This window comes from Bombella dulcis, assembly GCF_026385505.1.
Taxonomy (GTDB): Bacteria; Pseudomonadota; Alphaproteobacteria; order Acetobacterales; family Acetobacteraceae; genus Bombella; species Bombella dulcis.
The window spans coordinates 508228-531102 of record NZ_JANIDV010000001.1 but is presented as its reverse complement, the minus strand read 5'-3'; the positions used below and the strand labels follow the sequence as shown (position 1 = coordinate 531102).

Sequence of the window (22875 nt, the reverse complement as noted above, 5' to 3'; positions counted from 1 at the left end):
ATGAGAATGCATGATGCGCAGATGTTCGCTCAGCCAACGGGCGGGCCTGAAGAGCCCGAACTTTTTCCCAATGTTGTTCAGCTTCCGGGACGTCATCCTGTCCGGACGTCTCCTGAGCGTGATGCACTTCTGACAGATTTTGGACGGGCCACCCTGGATGACCGTTACCTGCTGGACGGGGAGACCTATCAGGGGCTTTTTGCCCGTGTTGCCTCCCGGTACGGTGCCGATGAAGGGCATACCCAGCGGATTTATGACTATATGTCCCGTCACTGGTTCATGCCTGCCACGCCGGTTCTGTCGAATGGTGGCACGAATCGTGGCCTGCCGATTTCCTGCTTTCTGAATGAGTCGGAAGACAGTCTGGAAGGGATTGTCGGTCTCTGGAATGAGAATGTCTGGCTGGCTGCCAAGGGGGGCGGGATCGGGTCCTACTGGGGCAATCTGCGGTCCATCGGGGAGAATATCGGCCGTAATGGCAAGACCTCCGGGGTGATCCCGTTCATCCGGGTGATGGACAGCCTGACGCTGGCCATCAGTCAGGGCAGCCTGCGGCGTGGGTCTGCGGCGGTCTATCTGCCGATCTGGCACCCTGAGATTGAAGAATTCATTGAGATGCGCCGCCCCACAGGGGGGGACCCGAACCGGAAGGCCCTCAATCTGCATCACGGTGTTCTGCTGACGGATGATTTCATGCGGGCTGTGGTCGGTGATGAAGAGTGGCCGCTGATTTCCCCCAAAGATCATAGCGTCATCCGGAAAGTGTCGGCCCGTGCCCTGTGGATCCGTCTTCTGACGGCACGCATGGAACAGGGTGAGCCATATATCGTGTTTTCCGATACGGTGAATCGTGCCCGTCCCGAGCATCACCGTCTTGCAGGGCTGGAGGTGAAGACCTCCAATCTCTGTGCAGAAATTACCCTGCCGACCGGGATTGATCATCATGGCAAGAGCCGTACGGCGGTCTGCTGTCTGTCATCCCTGAATCTGGAATATTGGGACGAGTGGAAAGATCATCCGCAGTTCATCAAGGATGTGATGCTGTTCCTTGATAACGTGCTGCAGGATTTCATTGATAATGCGCCTGATGACATGGCTCATGCCCGTTATGCGGCCATGCGGGAACGGTCTGTCGGGCTGGGAGTAATGGGTTTCCATTCGTTCCTTCAGTCCAAGATGGTGCCGTTTGGCAGCGTCATGGCGAAGGTGTGGAACAAGAAGTTCTTCGAGCATATTTCAAAGCAGACAGCCGAGGCCTCCCGTGAGCTGGCAAAGACACGTGGGCCTTGCCCGGACGCCGAAGAATACGGGTTCCAGGAACGTTTTTCCAACAAGATGGCCGTGGCTCCAACGGCATCCATTTCCATCATTGCGGGTAATGCCAGCCCGGGGATTGACCCGATCAGTGCCAACGTCTTTCTCCAGAAGACACTGTCTGGCTCTTTCACGGTGCGTAACCGCCATCTGGCCAAGCTGCTCCAGAAATATGGCCGGGATACTGATGAGGTCTGGTCTTCCATTACGCTGAGCAAGGGGTCTGTCCAGCATCTGGATTTCCTGACGCAGGATGAGAAGGATGTTTTCAAGACAGCCTTTGAGATAGACCAGCGTTGGGTTGTTGAACATGCGGCAGATCGGGCGCCGTTCATCTGCCAGTCACAGTCGGTCAATCTGTTCCTGCCAGCGGATGTGCACAAGCGTGACCTTGTCCGTATTCATTACGAGGCATGGAAGAAGGGCGTTAAATCTCTGTATTACTGCCGCTCCCTTTCCATCCAGAGGGCGGATACGGTTTCCAATGTTGCCGTGAAGCGTGACATTATGGATGGTGATGACGACCATCTTCCGCAGGCAACACAGCGTCATGCGGAAACTGGTGCCGGAAGTTATGAAGAGTGTCTCTCCTGCCAGTAAGATGGAGAGCATGACGGTGAGGGCCTGTCCGTTCTTGGCTCTTGCCGGCTGAAGAAGAGTGATTCAGCCCGGAGGGGCTGCCCCAGAGAAAAGAAGGTTTTGAGAAATGACAGATGGCACTCCCTTGCCACAGGCCCCTGAATCTGCCGAGCAGGCCAATCTTCTGGTCGAAAATCCGGTCTACAAGCCGTTCCGCTATCCTTGGGCCTATGACGCCTGGCTGACCCAGCAGCGTCTGCACTGGCTGCCGGAGGAGGTTCCTCTTGCTGAGGATGTGAAGGACTGGCACCGCAAGCTGTCAGAGGCCGAGCAGAATCTTGTCACGCAGATTTTCCGCTTCTTCACGCAGGCTGATGTGGAGGTGAACTCCGCTTACATGAAATATTACAGTCAGGTCTTCAAGCCGACGGAAGTCCTGATGATGCTTTCATGTTTCTCGAACATCGAGACCATCCATATTGCGGCCTATTCCCACCTTCTGGATACGATCGGGATGCCGGAAACGGAATACTCCGCCTTTCTGAAATACAAGGAAATGAAGGACAAGTATGATTTCATGCAGTCCTTCAACATCAACAGCAAGCGTGAGATTGCCAAGACAATGGCAGCCTTCGGGGCCTTCATGGAAGGGCTTCAGCTTTTTGCGTCTTTTGCCATCCTGCTGAACTTCCCCCGTTTCAACAAGCTGAAGGGGATGGGGCAGATCGTTTCCTGGTCTGTGCGAGACGAAACACTTCACTGCCTCTCCATGATCCGTCTGTTCCGTACCTTCATTCGGGAAAATCCCGAGATATGGACGGAAGATTTCCGGGCCGAGCTGGTGGAGATTGCCCGTCAGACCGTTTCTCACGAGGATGCGTTCATCGAACTTGCGTTCGAGATGGGGCCGGTGGAAGGGCTTTCTGCAGAACAGGTGGAGCGTTATATCCGTTTCATTGCAGATCGCCGCCTGATCCAGCTGGGTCTGGACCCGATCTATGGCATTGAGGAAAATCCGTTGCCGTGGGTGGATGACATGCTGAACGCTGTCGAGCACACGAATTTCTTTGAAAATCGTGCAACGGAATATTCCCGTGCGTCCACTCAGGGAACATGGGAAGATGCCTTCGAAAGTGGGGTGTTTTCCTGAGCTGCGGACAGAGGAGAATACCCGTCATTTGAGCGGTTTATGGCCCGGACTGTCTTGACCGTAGCTTCTTTGCTGCTCATATGGTTGGAATTATTTTTTAATCAGGGATGACTGTCATCTTCCTGCCGGAACGCCATATGGGAGGCAGAGGAGACGGGGAGGGCAGTTGGTCGACGTCGCCCATTCTAAGTAGTCTGGGCTGGGCGGAACTGGAGTTGTGCGTTTTGGTTTCTTCCTCATCAGAGCCCCACGGTGCATCTGGCGGCGAGGCCGTAGGTAAGGAGGTCAGGGGAGAAGACGCCCTTAAGGCCCTATCAGCTTATCTTGCCGATGATATGATAGCCTGTAATCAGGCCATTATAGACAGGATGCAAAGCTCTGTACCTCTTATCCCTCAGCTTGGTGCGCATCTTGTGGCTGCCGGTGGGAAGCGGCTGCGCCCTCTGCTGACGCTCGCTTCTGCCCGTCTCTGCGGGTATGGGGAAAAGGAAGGACAGAAACGGCATATCAGGCTGGCAGCCTGTGTGGAGTTCATTCATACGGCCACATTGCTGCATGATGATGTGGTGGATGAAAGCACCCTGCGGCGGGGCATGGCTTCGGCCAACGCTCTGTTTGGGAACAAGGCCTCCGTGCTTGTGGGGGATTTCCTGTTTGCGCGTTCCTTCCAGCTGATGACGGCGGATGGGTCTCTGGAAGTCATGGCCATTCTGTCAGCGGCCTCCGCAACCATTGCCGAAGGTGAAGTGTTGCAGATGTCCACGCAGAACGATCTTTCCACGCCGATTGAACGGTATCTGGAAGTCATTCATGGCAAGACAGCTGCTCTGTTTGCAGCAGCCTGCCGGGTTGGTGCCGTGGTCGCACAGCATGATCGTGAAGCCGAGCTGGCTCTGGAACAGTATGGAACCAATCTAGGCATGGCGTTCCAGCTGGTGGATGATGCTCTGGATTATGCGGCTGATCAGCAGGTCCTGGGCAAGACGGTTGGGGATGATTTCCGTGAGGGCAAGATCACGCTCCCTGTGCTGGCTGCCTATGAGCAGGGAACAGAAGAAGAGCGTCGGTTCTGGAAGCGTGTGATTGAAGAGAATGAGCAGACAGAGGATGATCTGCCTCATGCTCTGGAGATCATTGCCCAGAGAGATGCCATCCGGATCACGATTGAGCGTGCCCGTGATTATGCTGAGAAAGCCGTGGCAGCTCTTGCCTGCTTCCCGGAAAGTGGCCTGAAGAACCTTCTGCGTGGAACTGTACTTTATACGGTCGAGCGTGCCCGGTAAGGGAAAACCTGCCATCCATTGGTGAATCCAAGCCAGGCTATATGACTGGCAAGGTCCTGCCCCTCAGATGGTGGGGCCGTCAGGTAAAAGCGGTCTGATGGTGCGGAGAGGTCTGCGGCTGGTGGGGCTTCCACGCTATCGCCCAGTCGTCGGAGAGCCTGCTGGGCAACGGCGGGGGCGGGGTCCAGCCACATGATGCCTGTGGGTCCAAGACGCTGGAAGTACGGCATCAGGAACGTGTAATGTGTGCAGCCCAGCCCCACAGTATCTATTCTGTTGCCGCCGGGTTGTTGGAGAAGGCAGGCCAGTTCCTGCTGTACTTCGGCGGGGTCAAGCTGTTCTCCCCTGAAGGCCCGTTCGGCCATGTTGGCCAGATGGCGGGAACCGTGTACCAGCAGCTGGCAGTCGGCTGCGAAGTCTTCGTGAAGCTGTTTCAGGTAAGGTCGCCGTGCCGTGGCACTCGTGGCCAGAAGGCCGATGGTTCGGGTAGTGGAGACACGTCCTGCCCAGCGGATGGGGGGAACACAGCCTACGATGGGAAGTGTCAGCCGTTCCCGTAAAATGGGCAGGGCCAGGGTGCTGGCCGTATTACAGGCAATGATGACCAGAGAGGGGTTCAGCTCCTCGCAGGCCTGGGAAATCAGCTCGACAATGCGCTCCTGAAGAACGTCGTCCGGCTGCTCGCCATAGGGGAAAAGGGCCGTATCGGCGAGATAATCTATTGTCAGGGAAGGGGCCAGACTGCGTAGTGCCTGAACGACGCCAAGTCCCCCGATACCGGAATCAAAAACCAGAATACGGGGAGAGAATGGTGTCGACATGGATGGCTTCTCCTAGTGCAATGGCTGGCAGAAAGGGGAAAGGGCTTTTATCCTCTTTCCCTTTCTGTAGATCACGGAGAGCGGGGGAGATCAGCCCCGTTTGAAGGCGAGGGCTTCTTCTGCGCTGCCGACGCCACCATGAGCCTTGGACCAGCTGCACGGATCTTCGAGGAAGCGGCGGACTTCTGCACTATCCTCAGTAGAGAAATACTGCCCGTCCGAGCAGGCTTCCAGAACATCCCACCATGTGCAGAGCGCATGAAGGCTGATACCCATACCCTGCAGGGTTTTCTGGGCACCGGGGAAGACCCCGTAGAAGAAGACGACAAAAGTGTGGTCTACAATGGCTCCAGCTTCACGCAGGGCATTGGCGAAGCGGATTTTGGAGGCACCATCTGTCGTCAGGTCTTCCACCAACAGGGTACGCATGCCTTCTGGCACATCACCTTCGATCTGTGCATTGCGACCGAAGCCTTTGGGTTTCTTGCGAACATAGGCCATCGGTGTCATCAGCCTGTCGGCAATCCAGGCGGAGAAGGGAATGCCTGCTGTTTCACCACCAACGACGGCATCAATGCTTTCATATCCGATGTGACGGCCGATCTTTTCAACAGCCAGTTCCATTAGTTTCTTGCGGGCACGGGGAAAGAAAATGATCTTGCGGCAGTCGATATAGACCGGAGATTTCCAGCCGGAGGTCAGCGTGTAAGGTTCGCCGGGACGGAAGTTGATGGCCTTGATTTCCAGAAGAATGCGCGCCGTTGTCAGCGCAGCATCACGGTCCCACTGTGTGGGGCGGATGCCCAGATTTGATGCTGTGCCAGATGCAGGCATTATTCTCTCCGTAATCTCGAAAAATGGTTCCTTTGGAGACATCTACCCGTTAGAAGGGGAGAGGGGTAGGGCGAAGATGCCTTTTTTGCCCATTCTCTTATTGATGACGCTTTATCCTGTCATTTGCGAAAGCGATAAAGGCTTTCTCCCTTCTTTGATGAAGGTTTTTCCCTAGGGAAACAGGGTATCGTAGGGGTTGTAGGATATGAAAGTTGATACCGGTCATATCGGTCGTAAATGCGAACGCGCCGTAATTACAGCGTATCAGGAACTGCATGATATGGGGCAGAGCGAGATGAAAATTTTTGCCGCCTGTACCACCCTGTATCGGATACACCATCCAGAAGCTTCCTTACCCGAGGCACGGCTTCTTGTCTCAGAATGGATTGATCATCATATCATCCGGCGTTCCAATGCTCCTACACGTGGCTGTGACTGCCCACCGACAAATCCTCGCTAAAGGCGGGCCAGATGACATGAAAAGCGGAACCTCTCCAATGAAGAGGTTCCGCTTTTTTAGTCTGAGGCTGTTCTCCTTCTGGCCATTCATGAACGGCCAGAAGAAGCGAGCCAATGTCATTTTTCCTGTTCAGGCAGGGCATAGACTACCAGTGAGTCGGAGACGGGTGTTCCCATCAGATGGTGTCCGCCTGCCATGATGGCGACGTACTGGCGGCCATTGACGGCATAGGTCATGGCGTTGGCCTGTCCTCCGCCGGGCAGCACGTCCGTCCAGACGGTCTTGCCTGTCTTGAGGTCAATGGCATGAATCATGTTGTCCGTTGAGGCACCGATGAAGGCTAGTCCTCCGGCGGTCATGAGCGTTCCACCATTGTTGGGTGTACCGATTGTCAATGGTAGGTGTGAGGCAATGCCCCACGGACCATTGGCCCGTGCAGAACCAAATGGCCGCTGCCACAGTACCTTATGGGCCTTCAGATCAATGGCTGTAATCATGCCATAAGGCGGTGCATTGCACATGATCTTCGTAAAGGTATTCCAGAAGGGACTGACCAGTGCCCCATAAGGCGTTTCGGCCTGTGGAGCATTGCCAGCAGAAACCCCGGGGCGCGAAATATGCTGTGGTACATCAAGAGGGAACAGTTTCCGCCTGTCGGCTTCCTTGCGGCTGACGAGCTGGTCATACATGGGCATATGGCTCCAGTTTGCCAGCAGGATTCCCGTCTGGGGATTATAGGAGACGCTGCCCCAGTCACTGCCTCCATTATAGCCAGGATCTTCGATCCATGGCTGCTTGATGGTAGGTGGTGTGAATTCGCCAACATAGTGTGCCTGACGGAACTTGATGCGGCAGGCCAGCTGATCCAGAGGGGATGCCCCCCACATGTCCGCTTCGGTCAGTTCAGGGAAACCAAAACGGGGTACGCCAGTGGACCAAGGCTGTGTTGGTGCCCGTGGGTCGCCTGGAACAAAACCAGGGTTGGGGACTGGTTTTTCCACGACCGGGAAGTCAGGGAGGGGTTTGCCTGTCCGACGATCCAGGACGAAGGTCTGTCCCCGTTTGGTGGGCATGATGAGGGCTGGAATGATGCTGCCGTCATCAGCATGATAATCAAACAGGGTAGGCTGTGAGCCGATGTCGTAATCCCAGACATCCTTGTGGACGGTCTGGAAGACCCAGCGGGGCGCACCAGTGCGGACATCAAGAGCCACGACGGACGATGACACCCGATTTTCAGCATCACTGCGCAGGGCACTGTAATAGTCAGCAGCTGAATTGCCCGTCGGGACATAAACAAGCCCGAGGGCATTATCCCCTATCATGGCAGCCCAAGAATTGGGGGTTCCACGGCTGTAATAATGGTCCTTGTCAGGCTGGTGATGATTGTCAGGATTATTGACATCCCATGCCCAGAGGAATTTACCGCTTTCGGCATCGTAACCCCGGACGACGCCGGAAGGTGCCCAGCGTCTCTGGCCATCCAGCACTTCATGATTGACGACAATCACGCCGTTGACGATGGGAGACGGGCTGGTTACGGCTACAAAGCGGGGAACGGACCAGCCCATGCCCTGCATGAGATTGACCTGACCATCATGACCGAAGGCTTCGCAGAGTTTTCCGTCTTTAGCATCAACGGCGATCAGCCGGTTGTCCAGCGTACCTTCAATAATGCGGTTGTGACAGGGCTGCCCGTCCGGGACTGTTGAGGACGTGTAGTACGTGACCGCCTTACAGGCAGAAGTGAATGGAATGGCGTCGTAGCCTTCATTGGAATGAAACCGCCATTTCTCTTTCCCCGTGACAGCATCGACACGCATCATGTCATTGGTGGCAGAGCAGAGATACAGGGAATCGCCGACCTTGATGGGCGTTGTTTCTGGAGCCAGCCTGTTGAGCTTGCCCTTGGGAAGCAGAACGCCCGTATGATAGGTGAAAACCCGCTGTAGTTTCCCGACATTTTCTGGCGTGATCTGTGCCAGGGGGGAATAGCGTGTGGCCCTGTCGTCACGCCCGTAAGCCGGCCAGTCTTCCGGTTTAGGGTTCGCACTTTCCTGCGGAACGGCCTGAGGAAGCTGGTCGATGGGCAGCTCGTCAATATCGGGCAGGTTGGCTGCATTCACACCGGGAGCCTGTGGCGTACTGGGAGCCGGATCGTGGAACACGCTGGAGGCCGTCTGTGCCTCGGGAATGGTGATGTAACTGGTGCTGGGCTGAGTGTCCTGTGGAGCAGGAGACTGTGCCTGTGCTGGCAGGAATGATACGCCAAGGATGGTCCCACCTAGCAGAAGACCAAGAAGATGGGCCTGATTACGCATTGAAGTTTGCTTTCTGGTTGCGAAGGAGACGGGGAAGGCAGGCGGCAACGGCAATGGCAACCAGGGTGGGGCCAAAGAGACGGGGAAGCCAGCCCCAGAAATGAAAGCCAACCTCATAGATGGTCCAGGGAATGGTCAGTGCCCAGGCGAGAAGATAACTCCACACGCCGATCGGGTTCTGCCGGAAGAGATAGACGCCGGAAATGCAGAGCAGAATGCCGCACGGTGTGTAATACCAAGACCCGCCCAGCAGGATGAGCCATGAACCGAAAATAACGAAGTAAAGTCCGAATAGAAGGACCAGCAGAGCCAGGGCACAGATGGCCAGCCTTACAGGCCCTAGTTTTGGTCTGGAAATTGATAATGATGACACAATGCTACCTCCAGTCTAGCAGTAATCATGCAGTAACTATGGTGTCAGTTCTGGAGGATGGAAAAATAGATAGTTAAGGTTAATTTATGATTTTGATAGGTAGAACAGATTAGACTATTTTCTGTCAGGCTGAGGTGTCTGTTTCTGAGCAGTGTTCGGCAGCAACAGCTTCATGTCTGGCAATGACCTCTCCAACAAGGAAAGTAAAAAACTTTTTCGTGAAGACGGCATCAAGTCCAGCCTCCTGCGCCAGAGCATGAAGACGGGCCAGCTGTTCTTTTTCTCGAACGGGATCACAGGCGGGCAGCTGAAAGGAGGCTTTCAGTTTTCCTACTTCGCCTGTACAACGGAAACGTTCGGCCAGCATGTAGATCAGTGCTGCGTCAATATTGTCGATACGCTGCCGAAGCGTGGCTAGCTGCCGTGTCGGCTCTGAGAGTGTAGTGTGTGGCTTAGAAGTCATTGAGGTCTATCCATGCAAGATGGCCGCCTTTTCCGGCACCAAGGTCCATAAAGACAGCTTTTCCGCCCAAGCGGCCCGTACGGTGCAGGGGACGCCCATCAAGGGAACGTCTGTCATGCCCGACATAGACAGTGATGCCTTCAGGAATACGGTTGAGCCAGCTCAGTCGTCTCTCTGGGTAACCGTCAGGTTGAAGGCGGCTGGTGGTTTCGCCAAACAGGGCGCGGGACAGAGGGGCAGACATGTCAGCAAGGCCGGTTGTTGGTGGCGGTCCGGCCAGCATGGCTGTATGAAAGCCTCCATGCACGAAAAGCAGGTTGCCAAGCCGCTGCCATGCAGGGGCTTGAGCAATGGCCTCATAGGAACGGCGGGCCAGGTCTTCAGCTGTGGAGGCCTGTATCTGCCTGAGCGTCGTCTCCAGAGGGAGATCACGACGGAGACGTCGTCCCTCCAGTGCGCGGCCTAGTTTACGGTCGTGGTTGCCGAGAACGAACATGCCCCTGCGGGTTTCCAGCAGGTCCAGCATGGTTTCCAGAACGCCGGCACTATCAGGCCCATGATCGACGAGATCACCCAGCTGGATGACGAAACGTTTCGTAGCGATGGCATGACGGAAAGCATTGAGATCACCGTGTACGTCTCCCACAATGCGAAGGCCATGCTTGCGAATATGGGATAAAACCGATTCGTCAAGCCGTGGTTCTGAAAAGATAGGTCGATCGCTCACGATTTTGGAAACTCAGCCTCCAGCTGCCTTAAAGAAAGGCAGTGATTGTCTGATGATAATGGCAGAAGGTCAACCATTTACCATACGGATGCTTTCGTCGAGATTCACAGAAAGCAGGCGGCTTACACCCCTTTCCTGCATCGTGACGCCGTAGAGACGATCCATGTGGGCCATTGTCAGCTGATGATGGGTGATGACCAGAAAGCGAGTACCTGTTTCTTTAGTGATGTCCCGGATCAGAGTGCAGAAACGTTCCACGTTGGCGTCGTCAAGGGGAGCGTCGACTTCATCTAGCACGCAGATGGGAGCAGGGGTACATTGGAAGGCTGCAAAGATGAGGGACAGGGCCGTGAGAGCCTGTTCTCCCCCGGAGAGCAGCGAGAGAGTGGAGAGTTTCTTGCCCGGTGGCTGGGCAAAGATTTCCAGTCCTGCTTCCAGTGGGTCGTCATTGCCAACCATCTGTAGATGGGCTTTGCCACCGTTGAACATGCGGGTAAAGAGTTTCTGGAAATGAGCGTTAATGTCGGCGAAGACGGCCATGAGGCGTTGCCGCCCTTCACGGTTGATGGCCCCGACCCCGCCACGCAGTCGGGCGATGGCTGCGGACAGGTCCTGATGCTCCTTGGCGATTCGTTCGGCTTCCTGCCGTGCTGTCTGGAATTCTTCCTCGGCGCATAGATTGACCGGTCCCATCTCTTCACGGCGTCTGATGGCCCGTTTCAGGGATTGGCACAGGACCTGTTCCGCTTCGGCAGAAACGCTCTCCGGTACTTCTGCTTCTTCTGGTAATGGGGCATCATGGCGCAGAAGGGAGAGTGTTTCCTCCGCCTGTTCAGCACGCTCTTTCAGACGGATGGCATCTTCACGGTAACGGCTGTTGCTTTCCTTATGGTGCTCCAGCAGGGTCTGCTGTTCCTGTAGGGCAGCTGTGATGTGGGAAAGCTGTGTGGCCAGGGTCTGCCCGTCTGCTTCCAGTTTCCTGAGGGCTTCCATATCCTGCTGGAGCTGTTTTTCATGCTGAGAGACGTCGCTCTCATCAGTCTGGACGGAGGAGGCTTTTAGCAGGGTGGCATGACGTCCGGTCAAGTCTTCGATGAGGACCTGTAGCTGGTCATGGCGTTCGCTCTGTTTCCGATTATCGGCTTGTAAATGTTCATGCCGTTCTTTCAGGAGGGAACATTTCTGTGTCAGGGCATTATTTTTTGCCTGTTCCTGCTGTAAGGTCTCTCTAGTTCTGGCCAGTTGAGTTGTTGCCTGATCAAGTTTTTCTTTCAGGGAAGTCGTATTAGGGAGCTGAGACTGGTCTTTCTGGCAGCGTGACTCTTCGTTCAGACGATTTTCCAGCATGGCTTTAAGGGCCTGTATCTGCTGGGACAGGCTATCACGACGTGCTTGTAGTCCAGCGAGAAGACGGGTCTGTTCCTGGAAGGCCTGTTCCTGGGTGGTGGCCTGTTTACGAATCGTATCGGCCTTCTGTGCTGCGTCAGTGGCCGCTTTTTGGGCCAGCTGCAGGGCAGACTGGGCCTTTGCCATATCGGCCTGGAGAGCAGAAAGGTTGATCTGTTGCTGACTGTCCAGAATTGTTTGTTTTTGAATATTCTGCTCTTTCATATCCTGTTCAAGCTGGGCGATGGCCTGTGTCAGCTCTTCCAGCCGTGTGGCGAGGGAGTGATTTCTGAAAAGGGCCTGCTGCTGGTCAGCTTCGGCTTTCTGTAGTTGGGCACGGGCAGAATCGAGTGCCTGGCGTGCTGCCTGTTCCTGTTCCCGTAGGGTCTGAAGAATGGTAGCCGCTTCGGACACTCTGTTGTCTGATTCGGGAAGAGTGGCGAGTTCTTTGCGAGTTTCATCATGCTGCCCTGTCGTGCGGGCCAGCTGTTCTGCATGTGTGGTCGCTTCACCCTGGAGGAGTGTCAGTTGTTCCTGCTGGAAAGCATGTCGCTGCTTCAGGCCTTCCAGTTGATGGTGGAGCTGTGCCTGTTTGTCCCGACTTACCTCATGGTTCTGACGTTGCTCTGCCAGAGCCTGCTCCAGTGATTCACGCTTCTGCTGGATTTCATGAGCATGCCGCTTCTGAGACTCATACTGCTGGCTTAGCGTCTCGAGAGCAGCCTCCGTCTTTTTCAGTTTCTGTGCCTGCTGAAGGCGGATCATTTCAGCCGTTGGAGTATTGGACTGACGGATGAAGCCATCCCATCGCCATAGGGCACCATCTTTTGAAACGAGTGACTGACCGGGCTGGAGGTGTTTCTGTAGAGAGGGGCCTGTCTCATTATTTTCCAGAAGGAAAATGGCCTGGAATGCACGCTCCAGCGGGGCTGGGGTCTCAATTAGGGTTGCCAGATTTGGAAGGCTGGCAAGGGCTGAATGGGGTTCTGTCTGTTCCGTGAAGGGAGGTAAGGCGTACCACTGGCGTGGTGTGTTGGTGAGTGTCTCTCCTCTGCGGGGAAGTGATGCTTCCAGACCATCTGTCAGGGCACTGACAACGGCGTTGGTCAACTCATCAGGAATGGTCAGCCGTTCCATGACGGGGTGAGGAATGGAAAGGAGGCTGCTTTGTAGGCTGCGTTGCAGCCCTTCATGTTCTCCTTTGCAGCGCAGCAGAGCAGTTTCAGTCTGTTGCAGGTCCGCTTGTGTATCCTGCTCTTTTTTCAGAAGGGCGGTGTGCTGCTCTTCGATTTGAACAAGGCTTTCACTCCGTTTTTTTACCTGTTCTGTTAGATTTTCCAGATTGGTCTGGGCAGTCTGTAATTCCTCGTCTGTAAGGGCTTTGCTTCTGGCTTCTTCCAGGGCTGTTTGCGCTTTGGTGTGGCGGGCCTGCTGTTCTTTTATCTGATCTGCCAGCCGGACGAGTTCCTGTTGCAGAAAAAGACGACGTTGCTGCTGCTTTTCTTGTGCGGCTTTCTCTGTCAGCCATGTGTGTTCAGCATTTTCCCGTTTCTGGGTCAGCTGCTTCTCAGTTTGCGTTGCTTGCTCAGTCTGTTCCTGCATCTTTGTGCAAGTCTGCTGAAGCTGTTCCTTGGTTGCTTCATCAAGCAGCTCCTGACCGATCTGCTGAGCCTGTTCCTGAGCGGTTTTTAGGCGGGCCTGCTGTCTGATGATAGACTGGGATAGCTCTTTTTCACGTTGCTGAAGCTGCTGAAGCTGCTTTTGTGCGTCCTGTAGGTCACGCTGTGTCCGTTCACAGAGAAGACGCTGTTCCTGAAAGTGAGCAGTAGCCTCTTTGGCGTGGCGTTCGTAAGAAGCGGCCTGTTCCAGACTATCTGACACCTGCTGGTGCGTGCTGTCCGCTGGAGTGTTCTGTAGACAGTCTTGTTCAATAGTTTTTAATTCGGTCTGCAGGCGTTCAAGATTCTGTCGGTCATCAGATATCTGTCTGGACAGAGCTTGCTGATGGCTCTGTAACCGTTCATGCTGAAGTGTGCCATCCTGATATTTGGCAGAAAGAGTAGCATGTTCAGTCTGCTGGTCGGCTTCCTGCTTTTTCAGAGCTGTGAGTGTCTTGGCCAAGGTGGGGGCCTGCGCAGCAAGGACGTCCTGCTGGGCTGTGAGCTGTTCCAGGAATTGTTCTGTTGTGTGCTGCTGTTCGGTCAGTCGGGCCAGTTCTTCTTTCTGCCGAGCCAGATCATCTTCCAGCTGGGCACGCTGGCGGGCATTCTCTTCGGAGGCCTGTTTTCTGTGCTTGAGTGAGGCCTGTGCCACCTCAATGCGAATACGCCTCTGTTCCATTTGGGGGCGCAGGGCTGCCAGTTCTTCTTCCTGCTTCTGACGTTTCTTCATTTGCGCAGTGACGTGCTCTTGCGCTGTCTGAAGAGCCTGTTCGCTCTTGCTCAGGGCTTCTCTGGCTTTGCCCAGTGCGGCCTGACGGCTCTGAACCAGCTGTTCAGCTCTGGCGTGTTGAAGGACAAGAAGAGATTTTTCATGCTGGCGTATCTCTTCGGAGACCGTTCGATAACGCTGGGCCTGTTCAGACTGTGCGGAGAGTATATTGAGTTTCTGGTCCAGTAACTGGTGATGCTCTTCAGCCCGTTCCAGATTGCTTTCAGCCTGCCGGAGTTTCAGCTCGGCATCACGCCGTCGGACATAAAGGCCGGTGATCCCGGCAGCTTCTTCCAGGAGAAGGCGGCGTTCTTCCGGTTTGGAAGCAATCAGCTGGCTGACACGATTCTGGCTGATGATGGATGAACTGCGGGCACCTGATGAGAGGTCAGCAAAGATGGTCTGTACATCCCGTGCTCGCATGACACGATTGTTGATGCGGTAGGTGCTGCCAGAACCACGCTCTGCCTGACGGGATATCTCCAGTTCGTCTGCCTGCTGGAAGGGGACCGGGGCCAGTCCTGTGGCGGCCTTGAGGTGGAGTGTGACACGGGCCAGATTGCGGGCAGGCCGATTGCCTGTGCCCGCAAAAATTAGGTCATCACTTTCCCCACCACGAAGGGCACGGGCTGATGTTTCTCCCATCGTCCAGCGCAGGGCTTCCACAATATTTGACTTGCCGCAGCCATTGGGACCGACAATTCCTGTCAGGCCGGGAAGGATGTCCAGATGGACTTCATCAGCAAAGCTCTTGAAACCGACAATATCAAGGCGGGTCGTGGTCGCTTTGTGCTGTGTCATTGAATCCCGTGCAGGCTGTAACGATGAAGAGAAGAAGGGACAGGATCAGGCTTTGCTGACGAGTTCGGCAAATTTTTCCAGTGTTTCAGGGTCTTGTGCAAAGGGCGTCTTGTTGAAGCGGAAATAGGGCGTACCCTTGATGTCGTAGGTTTGCCCGTCCTGCTGGGTCAGTTGGTACAGTTCCTGCCCGAACGCCATGTCTTTGCTGATTTTATCGAATTCACTCGGGGCAATACCGGCCAGAGCGGCTTCCTGCTTGAGATGGGCGACGGGGTCACCGTTGGAGAAGGCCCACTGCATCTGACGGGAGAAGAGGGATTCAATAAAGGGCAGATAGCGGTCTTCCGGGAGAGAGCGGGCAACCATGGCGGCAATCAGGGCTACCTGATCCAGTGGGAAGTCATGGAACTGGTAGCGGATCTTGCCTGTGTCGATGAATTGTTCCTTCACCTTTGGGAATATCTCTGTCGCAAAATGGGCGCAATGGGTACAGGTGAGAGAGAACCATTCCTGAACAAGTACCGGGGCCTGCACATTTCCAACGATGCGTGAGGCCAGTCTTGGATCTTTTGGTGCGGGTGTCTGGGCATGGGCTGTTCCATGTGAGGCAAGGCTGCTTACGGTCAGTCCAGCGGCCAAGAGAGCGGGACCACCAGTTAGTAGGTGACGACGTGAGAGGAGGGGCTGAACTGTCATGATGATTCCTTGCTGGACTATGTAGTGGAACAGGTGTGGTTAACAGGTTTATTCAGCCATGAACGGCAAGAGAGACTTTACCGTCAAGAGGCTGTGTCAGATGAGGATGTCTGTTCTTCTGTAGAGGAAGGCTGGCGTCTGAGATGAGGAGGTACACGCATCCGCAGGGTCAGGATGTGGCGAGCATCGGAATCAATGACACGGAATTCAAGTCCACTAGGATGGACAAGAACTTCATCACGGGCTGGGACATGCTCGGCCAGGTGAAAGACGAGACCGCCGACAGTCTCGATCTCGGCCTCCCGTTCTTCCCGTGTCAGAACGGGGCCAAGCCGTTCTTCAAGCTCTTTCACAGGCAGACGGGCATCCAGATCAATCGTGCCATCCGGGCGATTGAACCAGGGGGTTGTAACAGGCTCGTCATGTTCATCTGAAATGTCCCCGACGATGGTTTCGATCAGATCTTCGATGGTCACGAGGCCATCAATGCTGCCATATTCATCGATGACGAGAGCCATGTGAGTGCGTCGTTGCCGCATCTGAAGCTGGAGGTCCAGCACGGGAATGCTGGGAGCGACCAGAATAGGTTGTCTCAGGAGTGAGCGGAGGGTGAAGGGCTCATCTGTTCCGATATGGGCAACCAGATCCTTGACATGGATCATCCCGATAATGTCGTCAAGCTCCTTGTGATAGACCGGCATGCGGGAATGGTTTTCCTCCCGCATCAGCCCCAAGGCTTCATCAAAGGAAAGATCATCCGGCATGGCAACGATGTCAGCTCGGGGAATCATGACATCATCAGCCGTAATGGTACGCAGGCGAAGGACATTCATGATGAGGGCACGCTCCTGCCTGTCTAATTCCTGAGAATCAGGATTTGTTTTCCCCTGACTGGCGGCTTCCCGGACGAAGTCAGCGATATGCTGCCTGATGGTCTTTGTGCGTGCCTTGCGGTGGAAAAGTTTCATTGGGAAAGAGAGGTTCCTGTTGATGGACAGTAGTAAGGGGGTGGCTGTTTCAGTTGGAGATGCAGGGGCGTGATTTCCATGGGTCAGCAAACCCCATCCTTCGTAGGATAAATGTTTCCAGTCCTTCCATTCGCTGGGCTTCTCCAGGATGGTGGTGATCGTGACCTGCAAGGTGTAGAAGGCCATGCACGATTAGATGAACCGTATGCGCCCGGAGGCTCTTGTGCACCTGTCTGGCTTCACGCTGCACGGTCTGATAGGCGAGGATGATGTCTCCCCCCAGCATGGGGGCTGGAGGTTCAAAAGTCAGAACATTGGTTGGCTTGTTCTTCCCTCTGAACTGGGAATTGAGCTTTTTGATGTGTCGGTTGTCGGTAAAAACGAAGGAAGGCCCCGGTGCATTATCTGAGAAAATATGCCCATGACGCTGGGTCATCCGGCATGCCTGTTGAACAAGTCGTTCCACATTTCCCAGCGTTGCCCGCCAGCGTGGATCGGAAATCAGAACCTCAGCGTGAGGGGTGGTAGGGCGTTTCATGATGGGTCCGGTAGGGGTGATGATGGTCAGGTGTTACGTCGACAGCCTGCTGATCGTAAGCCTCGACAATGCGGGCGACAAGGGGATGCCGGACAACATCAGCTGCGGTAAGGGAACAGACAGAAATTCCCTTGACGCCTTCCAGTGTGGCTACAGCGTCTTTCAGACCGGATGTTACTCCACGGGGAAGGTCAATCTGGCTTAAATCACCAGTGACGGCCATGCGTGTGCCCGCTCCCATGCGTGTGAGAAACATCTTCATCTGGGCAGGAGTGGTATTCTGAGCCTCGTCAAGAATGACGTAGGCATGTCCAAGCGTCCGGCCACGCATGAAGGCGAGAGGGGCGACTTCAATTTCTCCACTGGCCATACGACGGGATACCTGATCGCCGGGCATCATGTCATGAAGCGCATCATAAAGGGGGCGGAGATAGGGGTCGATTTTTTCCCTCATGTCTCCCGGCAGGAAGCCGAGGCGTTCCCCAGCCTCAACGGCGGGGCGGGACAGGATAATCCTGTCGACCTGTCCCGCCTGAAACATGGCAACGGCCTGCGCCACGGCCAGATAGGTCTTTCCTGTCCCCGCAGGGCCAATACCGAAGACAAGCTCCCTGTTAGCCAGGGACTTCATGTAGGTACTCTGTCCGGGAGAACGGGGCGCGATGGCTCCACGTTTTGTCTGGATGTGCGGAAGATTGTCCAGAGAGGAAGAATCCATGGGAGGAGCCATTTCTTCTGCGGAGAAAGATCGTGGAGTGCGGTGGTGAGATGGAAGGGCTGTCAGGCGAATGACACCGTCAACCTGGTCACCATCAACAGGCATCCCTTTACTGGCCTGCTGGTAAAGGGCCTGAAGTACGGCCTGTGCCCTGTTTACGGCCTCCGTTTCACCAGAGATGGCTACACGGTTCCCTCGACAGACCAGACGTGTTCCTGTTCCCTGCTCCAGGCGGATGAGATGACGGTCATGATCGCCGAGAACTTTCTGTAAACGGTGATTATCCTCAAAACGGAGGGTTGTTGTGCGATGTCCTTCCTGACCGGAAGAAAAGGGAGTTCGAGGAGAACGGCTCAAACGGCTGTGCCTTCCTGTTCATAGAGGTGACCACCGAGGGAATTGGTAAAGGGAGCCGTAATATGAACCCTGATGATCTGCCCGATCAGGGATGGATCTCCATCAAAGTGAACGGGCTGAAGATAAGGGGACCGTCCGTTCAGCTGTCCCGGCTTACGACCGATTCCTGTGACCAAAATATCCTGAACTGTTCCGACAAGAGAAGCATTGAATGCATCCTGCTGCTCCCGGAGGAGAGCCTGCAAGACGGCCAGTCGCTTCTCCTTGACATCCTCGGCTACCTGGAAAGGCTGCCCAGCGGCAGGCGTTCCCGGGCGTTGTGAATATTTGAAGCTGTAAGCACTGGCGAAACGGATGTCCCGCACCAGCTGCATGGTTGCTTCAAAATCTTCGTCAGTTTCACCAGGGTGCCCCACAATGAAGTCCGATGTCAGGGCAATATCGGAGCGAACTGCTCGCAGGCGGCGGATGATGTCCCGATATTCATCGGCCGTGTGCCCCCTGTTCATGGCTTTCAGAACTTTGTCTGATCCACTCTGGACCGGTAGGTGGAGATAAGGCATGAAAATGGGATTGTCTCTGTGGGCATCAATCAGGGCCTGTTCCATGTCCCGTGGGTGGGAGGTGATGTAGCGCAGTCTTTTTAGGTCTGGAATTGTCTCATGAAGGATGGCTGCAAGTTTTGGCAGGCTGGCTGTGCCGTCTTTCCAGTCGCCGTGATAGGCATTTACATTCTGTCCCAGTAGGGTGATTTCTTTGACACCGCTGGCAACAAGCCGCTCTGCTTCAGCAAGGATGGATTCTACCGGGCGGCTTGTTTCAGCTCCTCGTGTGTAAGGTACTACACAGAAGGAGCAGAATTTGTCACATCCCTCCTGAATGGTGAGAAAGGCTGTCAGGTTACCCTCATTCTGGGGAGCAGCTTCTTCCGGGAGGAGGTCGAACTTGGATTCAACAGGGAAATCCGTATCTATGACGTTGCCACCAGCCCGGGCAATGCGGGCAACCATTTCTGGCAGGCGGTGGTAAGTCTGAGGCCCCAGAACAAGATCTACATAAGGGGCACGGGCCAGCAGCTCTTTGCCTTCGGCCTGTGCGACACATCCAGCCACGGCAATGAGGGTTGCTTTTCCCTCCAGTTTACGGGCTTCACGGATCTGACGCAGTCGCCCGAGTTCAGAGAAAACCTTCTCGGCAGCACGTTCACGGATATGGCAGGTGTTGAGAATGATCATATCCGCATTGTCGGGCAGATCAACGGGGCTGTAACCAAGGGGGCGCAGAACATCCGCCATGCGTGCGCTGTCATAGACATTCATCTGGCATCCCCATGTGATGATGTGCAGGCCGCGTGACGGAGAGAAAGAAATCTGTTCTGGCATGGTGATTATGACAAGTTATCCGTTTATGGAGGGGGTGGTTCCGGAAGTGGGCATGATCAGGAGATGTTACAGGCGGTTCTGTCGCAGGGTGTCATGCCCCTGTTCAATGATGCTTCGTGCTGCATTGGAAAGTGCCTTGCGGGAGGGGTAGTCCTCTGGCACGATTGGTGGGTGATACATAACGGTTGCTCGCATGGAGTGCCATTTGCCTAACTGCATCAGGTGGGGGCCAAAATTCATATCACCAAACCATGAGAAGACGAAGGAGCGGTGATGCCGTCCGACAGGTAGCCCTTCCAGGCGGTCATAGGTAATGGTTATAGGCTGGACAATGCAGGCTGGATGCCCGTCTGGCGCAGGGTCGCCACGGCGACGGACAGGTTTGGCTATGGCGAAAAGCGACGACATGAAAGGAAGCATTCCATTCCCTTTAGATGTTGTCCCCTCAGGGAAGAAGACAATATCATATCCCTTGCGCAACTGCTCAATAATCTCCTGAACATCCTGGCTGGATTCTTGACGATTACGATTGATGTAAATAGTTCGTCCTAGAAAAGTCAGATAACCAATGACAGGCCAGTGGCGCACTTCTTGTTTGGCGATGAAAGATGCTGGGAGAATTTTACCTAGAACCAGCACGTCTAGCCATGAACAGTGATTGGCAACGTAAATGACACGCCGCCCATCCGGGCGTGGGGTCAATGATCCAGCAGGCTCACCAATCGTACGGACTTTTATGTGGAGGATACGGCAGGCTATACTCCAGAAAAAGAGAGGAAAGCGGCGGTACATTTTACCGGGCACGAGCAGGCAAGCTCCCTGTCCTACGATGCCAGCGACAGCCCAGCTCAACAGGGCACCGGCCCTCAGGCGCGCCCGTAGGCGGTCGAGGAATGTATCCTGAGAGGTACCTTCGTCTTCAGTAAAAAGACGATCTGGGTCAAAAATTGGCCGGTTATTGTTTTGTTTTCCGGTTGGATGAGGTTTTGCAGCGGACATAGCTGGGTAAATAAGCCTTTTAAGCAAGGGAGACAATCCTTATCAGCAGGATGGGGCGATCTTCCAATATGGACGGATGGGAATGGTTATAAATAACAGAACGGAAACTTTTTTAAGACGAAATGCTCTGCCATAAGGGATAGAGGTCGGGGGGCTGGATCATGAAGCAGAGGGCCTAGGAACGGACGTGGAATATAGCGGGTGTCGTTTGGTAGAGAGGTTGGGGAAACAGTCAGGCCGTCTGGCAAAGCTTCTGCTCTGTGTGGGCGTTTTAGGCTGGGATATTGTGCCGGTATGGGGTGAGGATGGCGACATGCCGGTCGTGCATGAGCTTGTGCGGCATGCCGTATCCTATGCCACGAATGTCGATCCGACAGATGATAAGGGTGTCAATGACAGTATGACGGCGGCATCGCAGCTTACTAGTCTTCAGACTACTCAGAAGGTAGGACCTTATGCTCTGGCAGGGCGTATCAGGTCAGATTATGACCGTCTACAGGGGGCGTTACAGTCGCAGGGCTATTATGGGGGGCACGCTATCATCAAGGTGGAGGCAGCAGGCAGGACCATTGATGGTCATGCTGCTGATCTTGCCAGCTTTCTTTCAGCGGTGAAGTCCGGGGAGACGGTACGTATTCATCTGGGGGCTGTTCTGGGAGAGCGGTTCACCATTGGACGGATCATTATAGCTCCTGAAGCCGGGGTCGTATCTACTACTGGGCAGACATCTGCCAGCTCAGTGGTCAGGAATGCACTGGTTCTTTCCGAGGAAGAGCGCAACAGTCTGGGACTGAAAGAAGGGGCACCTGCCATTGCGGCTGATGTGCTGGCTATGCAGGGGCGGCTGCTGACCTGTCTTCAGGAAGAAGGTTATGGCCTTTCAGACGTGCAGACGCCTCAGGCCATTCTCCATCCAGAAGACAGGAAGATTGATGTTCAGATAAGGGTCAAGCGGGGGGCCAAGCTGGTCATTGGCCCTGTGGTATTAAATGGGTTGAAGCGGGTAAAGGCCGATTATGTGCGGCAACGGATGCTGCTTAGAGAGGGGCAGCTTTATCAGCCATCCGTTATTGAGCAGGCCCGCCTTGATCTGGGTGGGACAGGTCTCTTTGCGACGGTTGTGCAGCATAATGGAGACAAGGTCTTACCTTTGCCAGGCTCCCAGAAAGGAACTTCCGGCAAAGGGAGGAAGGATCAGAAAGTGGTTACGCCGCCTGCTGGTACAGATGGGGCCTTGCCGATTGATTTTGATTTCACTGAAGGCAAGCGTCATCGTGTAACAGGAGATGTTGGTTATTCAACTGATCTTGGTGGCCGGGCTGGTGTGTCATGGATGCACAGGAATCTGCTGGGACGTGGTGAGCAGCTACGTGTTTCTGCCATGGCAACAGGGCTTGGAGGAACGGCACAGCAGGGGCTGGGTTATGACGGCTATGTGGATTTCATGAAACCAGATTTCATGAAGCGCAGTCAGACACTGGATCTTCGTATTGAGGCTGTCAGGCAGCTGCTTTACTCCTATCATCAGACGGCTTTTCTGGTTCAGGGACATATATCGCGTCCGTTGTGGAAAGATTTTTCCGGTAGTGTCGGTGCGACTTTGGAGCAGGAACATATTCGTCAGTTTGGACGTAAGGCTGAATATTTTATTGCTTCTGTTCCCATCCGACTGGATTACGACGGGACACATCGGGCTAGTCCGATCGAACCGGCCACACATGGTTTCCGCATGACGCTGGGCATAACGCCTTCCGTTTCACTGGAACATAAAACGTCATTTTTTATTCCTATGAATGGGCAGGCTTCCACCTATTTTGATCTGACCCATTTAGGATGGAGCAGGCCGGGGTATAGCGTCATTGCCCTGCGTGTCATGGTGGGGTCAATTCAGGGGGCATCTACGTGGAATCTTCCTCCGGATCAGCGGCTTTATGCGGGTGGTCCCGGGTCTGTACGTGGTTTTCGCTACCAGGGTGTTGGACCGCAATACGGGACGACAAAATACGCCATAGGTGGAACATCCATGGATGCCGGGACGGTCGAGTTCCGTCAGCGTCTGCCGAAAAATTTTGGTCTGGCTGCCTTTGCAGATGCTGGACAGGTCAGTTCAAATTCCATGCCCGGTCACGGGAAGTTGCGAGTAGGGTGTGGGGGAGGAGTGCGTTATTTTACACCTATTGGTCCTGTACGTCTGGATGTAGCCGTACCGCTCAACAGACCAAACCGTGGTGACAAGTGGGAACTCTATCTAGGCCTGGGGGAGACGTTCTGATGT

Annotated in this window: 18 protein-coding genes; 5 read left to right on the top strand and 13 right to left on the bottom strand. The window is 54.7% G+C overall.

What is annotated here, in order from left to right; translation table 11 throughout:
• Nucleotides 1–21: 21 nt before the first annotated feature.
• The 3 genes from NQF87_RS02385 (at nt 22) to NQF87_RS02375 (ending at nt 4326) form a co-directional block, all read left to right on the top strand.
• Nucleotides 22–1914: a ribonucleoside-diphosphate reductase subunit alpha gene (locus tag NQF87_RS02385; RefSeq protein WP_407651991.1), complete on the top strand. Its 1893-nt coding sequence runs from the start codon at nt 22–24 to the stop codon at nt 1912–1914.
• 106 nt (nt 1915–2020) lie between these two features.
• Nucleotides 2021–3043, top strand: a complete 1023-nt coding sequence (locus NQF87_RS02380) for a ribonucleotide-diphosphate reductase subunit beta (protein ID WP_266126816.1) — start codon at nt 2021–2023, stop codon at nt 3041–3043.
• A 335-nt stretch (nt 3044–3378) separates the two neighbouring features.
• Nucleotides 3379–4326 (top strand): polyprenyl synthetase family protein, encoded by a 948-nt coding sequence (locus tag NQF87_RS02375; RefSeq protein ID WP_266126815.1) that lies wholly within the window; start codon nt 3379–3381, stop codon nt 4324–4326.
• Here NQF87_RS02375 and murI read toward each other — a convergent pair.
• Complete coding sequence (gene murI / locus NQF87_RS02370) at nt 4302–5147, bottom strand: glutamate racemase (protein WP_266126814.1); 846 nt, start codon at nt 5145–5147, stop codon at nt 4302–4304. The two genes, NQF87_RS02375 and murI, sit on opposite strands and share 25 nt — an antisense overlap.
• Before the next feature lie 90 nt (nt 5148–5237).
• Nucleotides 5238–5981, bottom strand: a complete 744-nt coding sequence (locus NQF87_RS02365; RefSeq protein ID WP_266126813.1) for an orotate phosphoribosyltransferase — start codon at nt 5979–5981, stop codon at nt 5238–5240.
• A 205-nt stretch (nt 5982–6186) separates the two neighbouring features.
• Here NQF87_RS02365 and NQF87_RS02360 point away from each other — a divergent pair, with 205 nt between their 5' ends.
• On the top strand, nt 6187–6441 hold the full coding sequence (locus NQF87_RS02360; protein WP_266126812.1) for a hypothetical protein: 255 nt from the start codon (nt 6187–6189) through the stop codon (nt 6439–6441).
• A 116-nt stretch (nt 6442–6557) separates the two neighbouring features.
• Here NQF87_RS02360 and NQF87_RS02355 read toward each other — a convergent pair whose 3' ends face one another.
• From NQF87_RS02355 to NQF87_RS02305, 11 genes are all read right to left on the bottom strand, one after another.
• Nucleotides 6558–8762: a pyrroloquinoline quinone-dependent dehydrogenase gene (locus tag NQF87_RS02355; protein WP_266126811.1), complete on the bottom strand. Its 2205-nt coding sequence runs from the start codon at nt 8760–8762 to the stop codon at nt 6558–6560.
• Nucleotides 8755–9135: a glycerol dehydrogenase gene (locus NQF87_RS02350; RefSeq protein WP_266126810.1), complete on the bottom strand. Its 381-nt coding sequence runs from the start codon at nt 9133–9135 to the stop codon at nt 8755–8757. Before NQF87_RS02350 ends, NQF87_RS02355 begins: the two co-directional genes overlap by 8 nt.
• A gap of 124 nt (nt 9136–9259) precedes the next feature.
• Nucleotides 9260–9598, bottom strand: a complete 339-nt coding sequence (locus tag NQF87_RS02345; RefSeq protein ID WP_266126809.1) for a chorismate mutase — start codon at nt 9596–9598, stop codon at nt 9260–9262.
• Nucleotides 9588–10244 carry a metallophosphoesterase gene (locus NQF87_RS02340; protein ID WP_266126808.1) on the bottom strand — a complete coding sequence of 219 codons (657 nt, stop codon included), beginning with the start codon at nt 10242–10244 and terminating at the stop codon, nt 9588–9590. Before NQF87_RS02340 ends, NQF87_RS02345 begins: the two co-directional genes overlap by 11 nt.
• 150 nt (nt 10245–10394) lie before the next feature.
• Complete coding sequence (locus NQF87_RS02335) at nt 10395–14942, bottom strand: coiled-coil domain-containing protein (protein WP_266126807.1); 4548 nt, start codon at nt 14940–14942, stop codon at nt 10395–10397.
• Nucleotides 14943–14987: 45 nt separating this feature from the next.
• Nucleotides 14988–15638 (bottom strand): thioredoxin domain-containing protein, encoded by a 651-nt coding sequence (locus NQF87_RS02330; RefSeq protein ID WP_266126806.1) that lies wholly within the window; start codon nt 15636–15638, stop codon nt 14988–14990.
• A gap of 83 nt (nt 15639–15721) precedes the next feature.
• The gene (locus tag NQF87_RS02325) at nt 15722–16606 is read right to left on the bottom strand and encodes a hemolysin family protein (RefSeq protein ID WP_266126805.1); all 885 of its coding nucleotides are present in this window, start codon (nt 16604–16606) and stop codon (nt 15722–15724) included.
• 49 nt (nt 16607–16655) lie between these two features.
• A complete protein-coding gene (gene ybeY, locus NQF87_RS02320) occupies nt 16656–17144 on the bottom strand; it encodes an rRNA maturation RNase YbeY (RefSeq protein WP_266126804.1) in 489 nt (162 codons plus the stop codon).
• Nucleotides 17116–18219, bottom strand: coding sequence for a PhoH family protein (locus tag NQF87_RS02315; RefSeq protein WP_266126803.1), 1104 nt, complete (start codon nt 18217–18219; stop codon nt 17116–17118). Before NQF87_RS02315 ends, ybeY begins: the two co-directional genes overlap by 29 nt.
• A complete protein-coding gene (gene miaB, locus NQF87_RS02310; protein ID WP_266126802.1) occupies nt 18216–19601 on the bottom strand; it encodes a tRNA (N6-isopentenyl adenosine(37)-C2)-methylthiotransferase MiaB in 1386 nt (461 codons plus the stop codon). The genes NQF87_RS02315 and miaB overlap by 4 nt, the downstream gene beginning before the upstream one ends.
• Nucleotides 19602–19667: 66 nt before the next feature.
• The gene (locus tag NQF87_RS02305) at nt 19668–20627 is read right to left on the bottom strand and encodes a lysophospholipid acyltransferase family protein (protein WP_266126801.1); all 960 of its coding nucleotides are present in this window, start codon (nt 20625–20627) and stop codon (nt 19668–19670) included.
• Between the two features lie 193 nt (nt 20628–20820).
• Between NQF87_RS02305 and NQF87_RS02300 the strand changes: the two genes are divergently transcribed.
• Nucleotides 20821–22872, top strand: coding sequence for an autotransporter assembly complex protein TamA (locus NQF87_RS02300; RefSeq protein WP_266126800.1), 2052 nt, complete (start codon nt 20821–20823; stop codon nt 22870–22872).
• Nucleotides 22873–22875 lie beyond the last annotated feature (3 nt).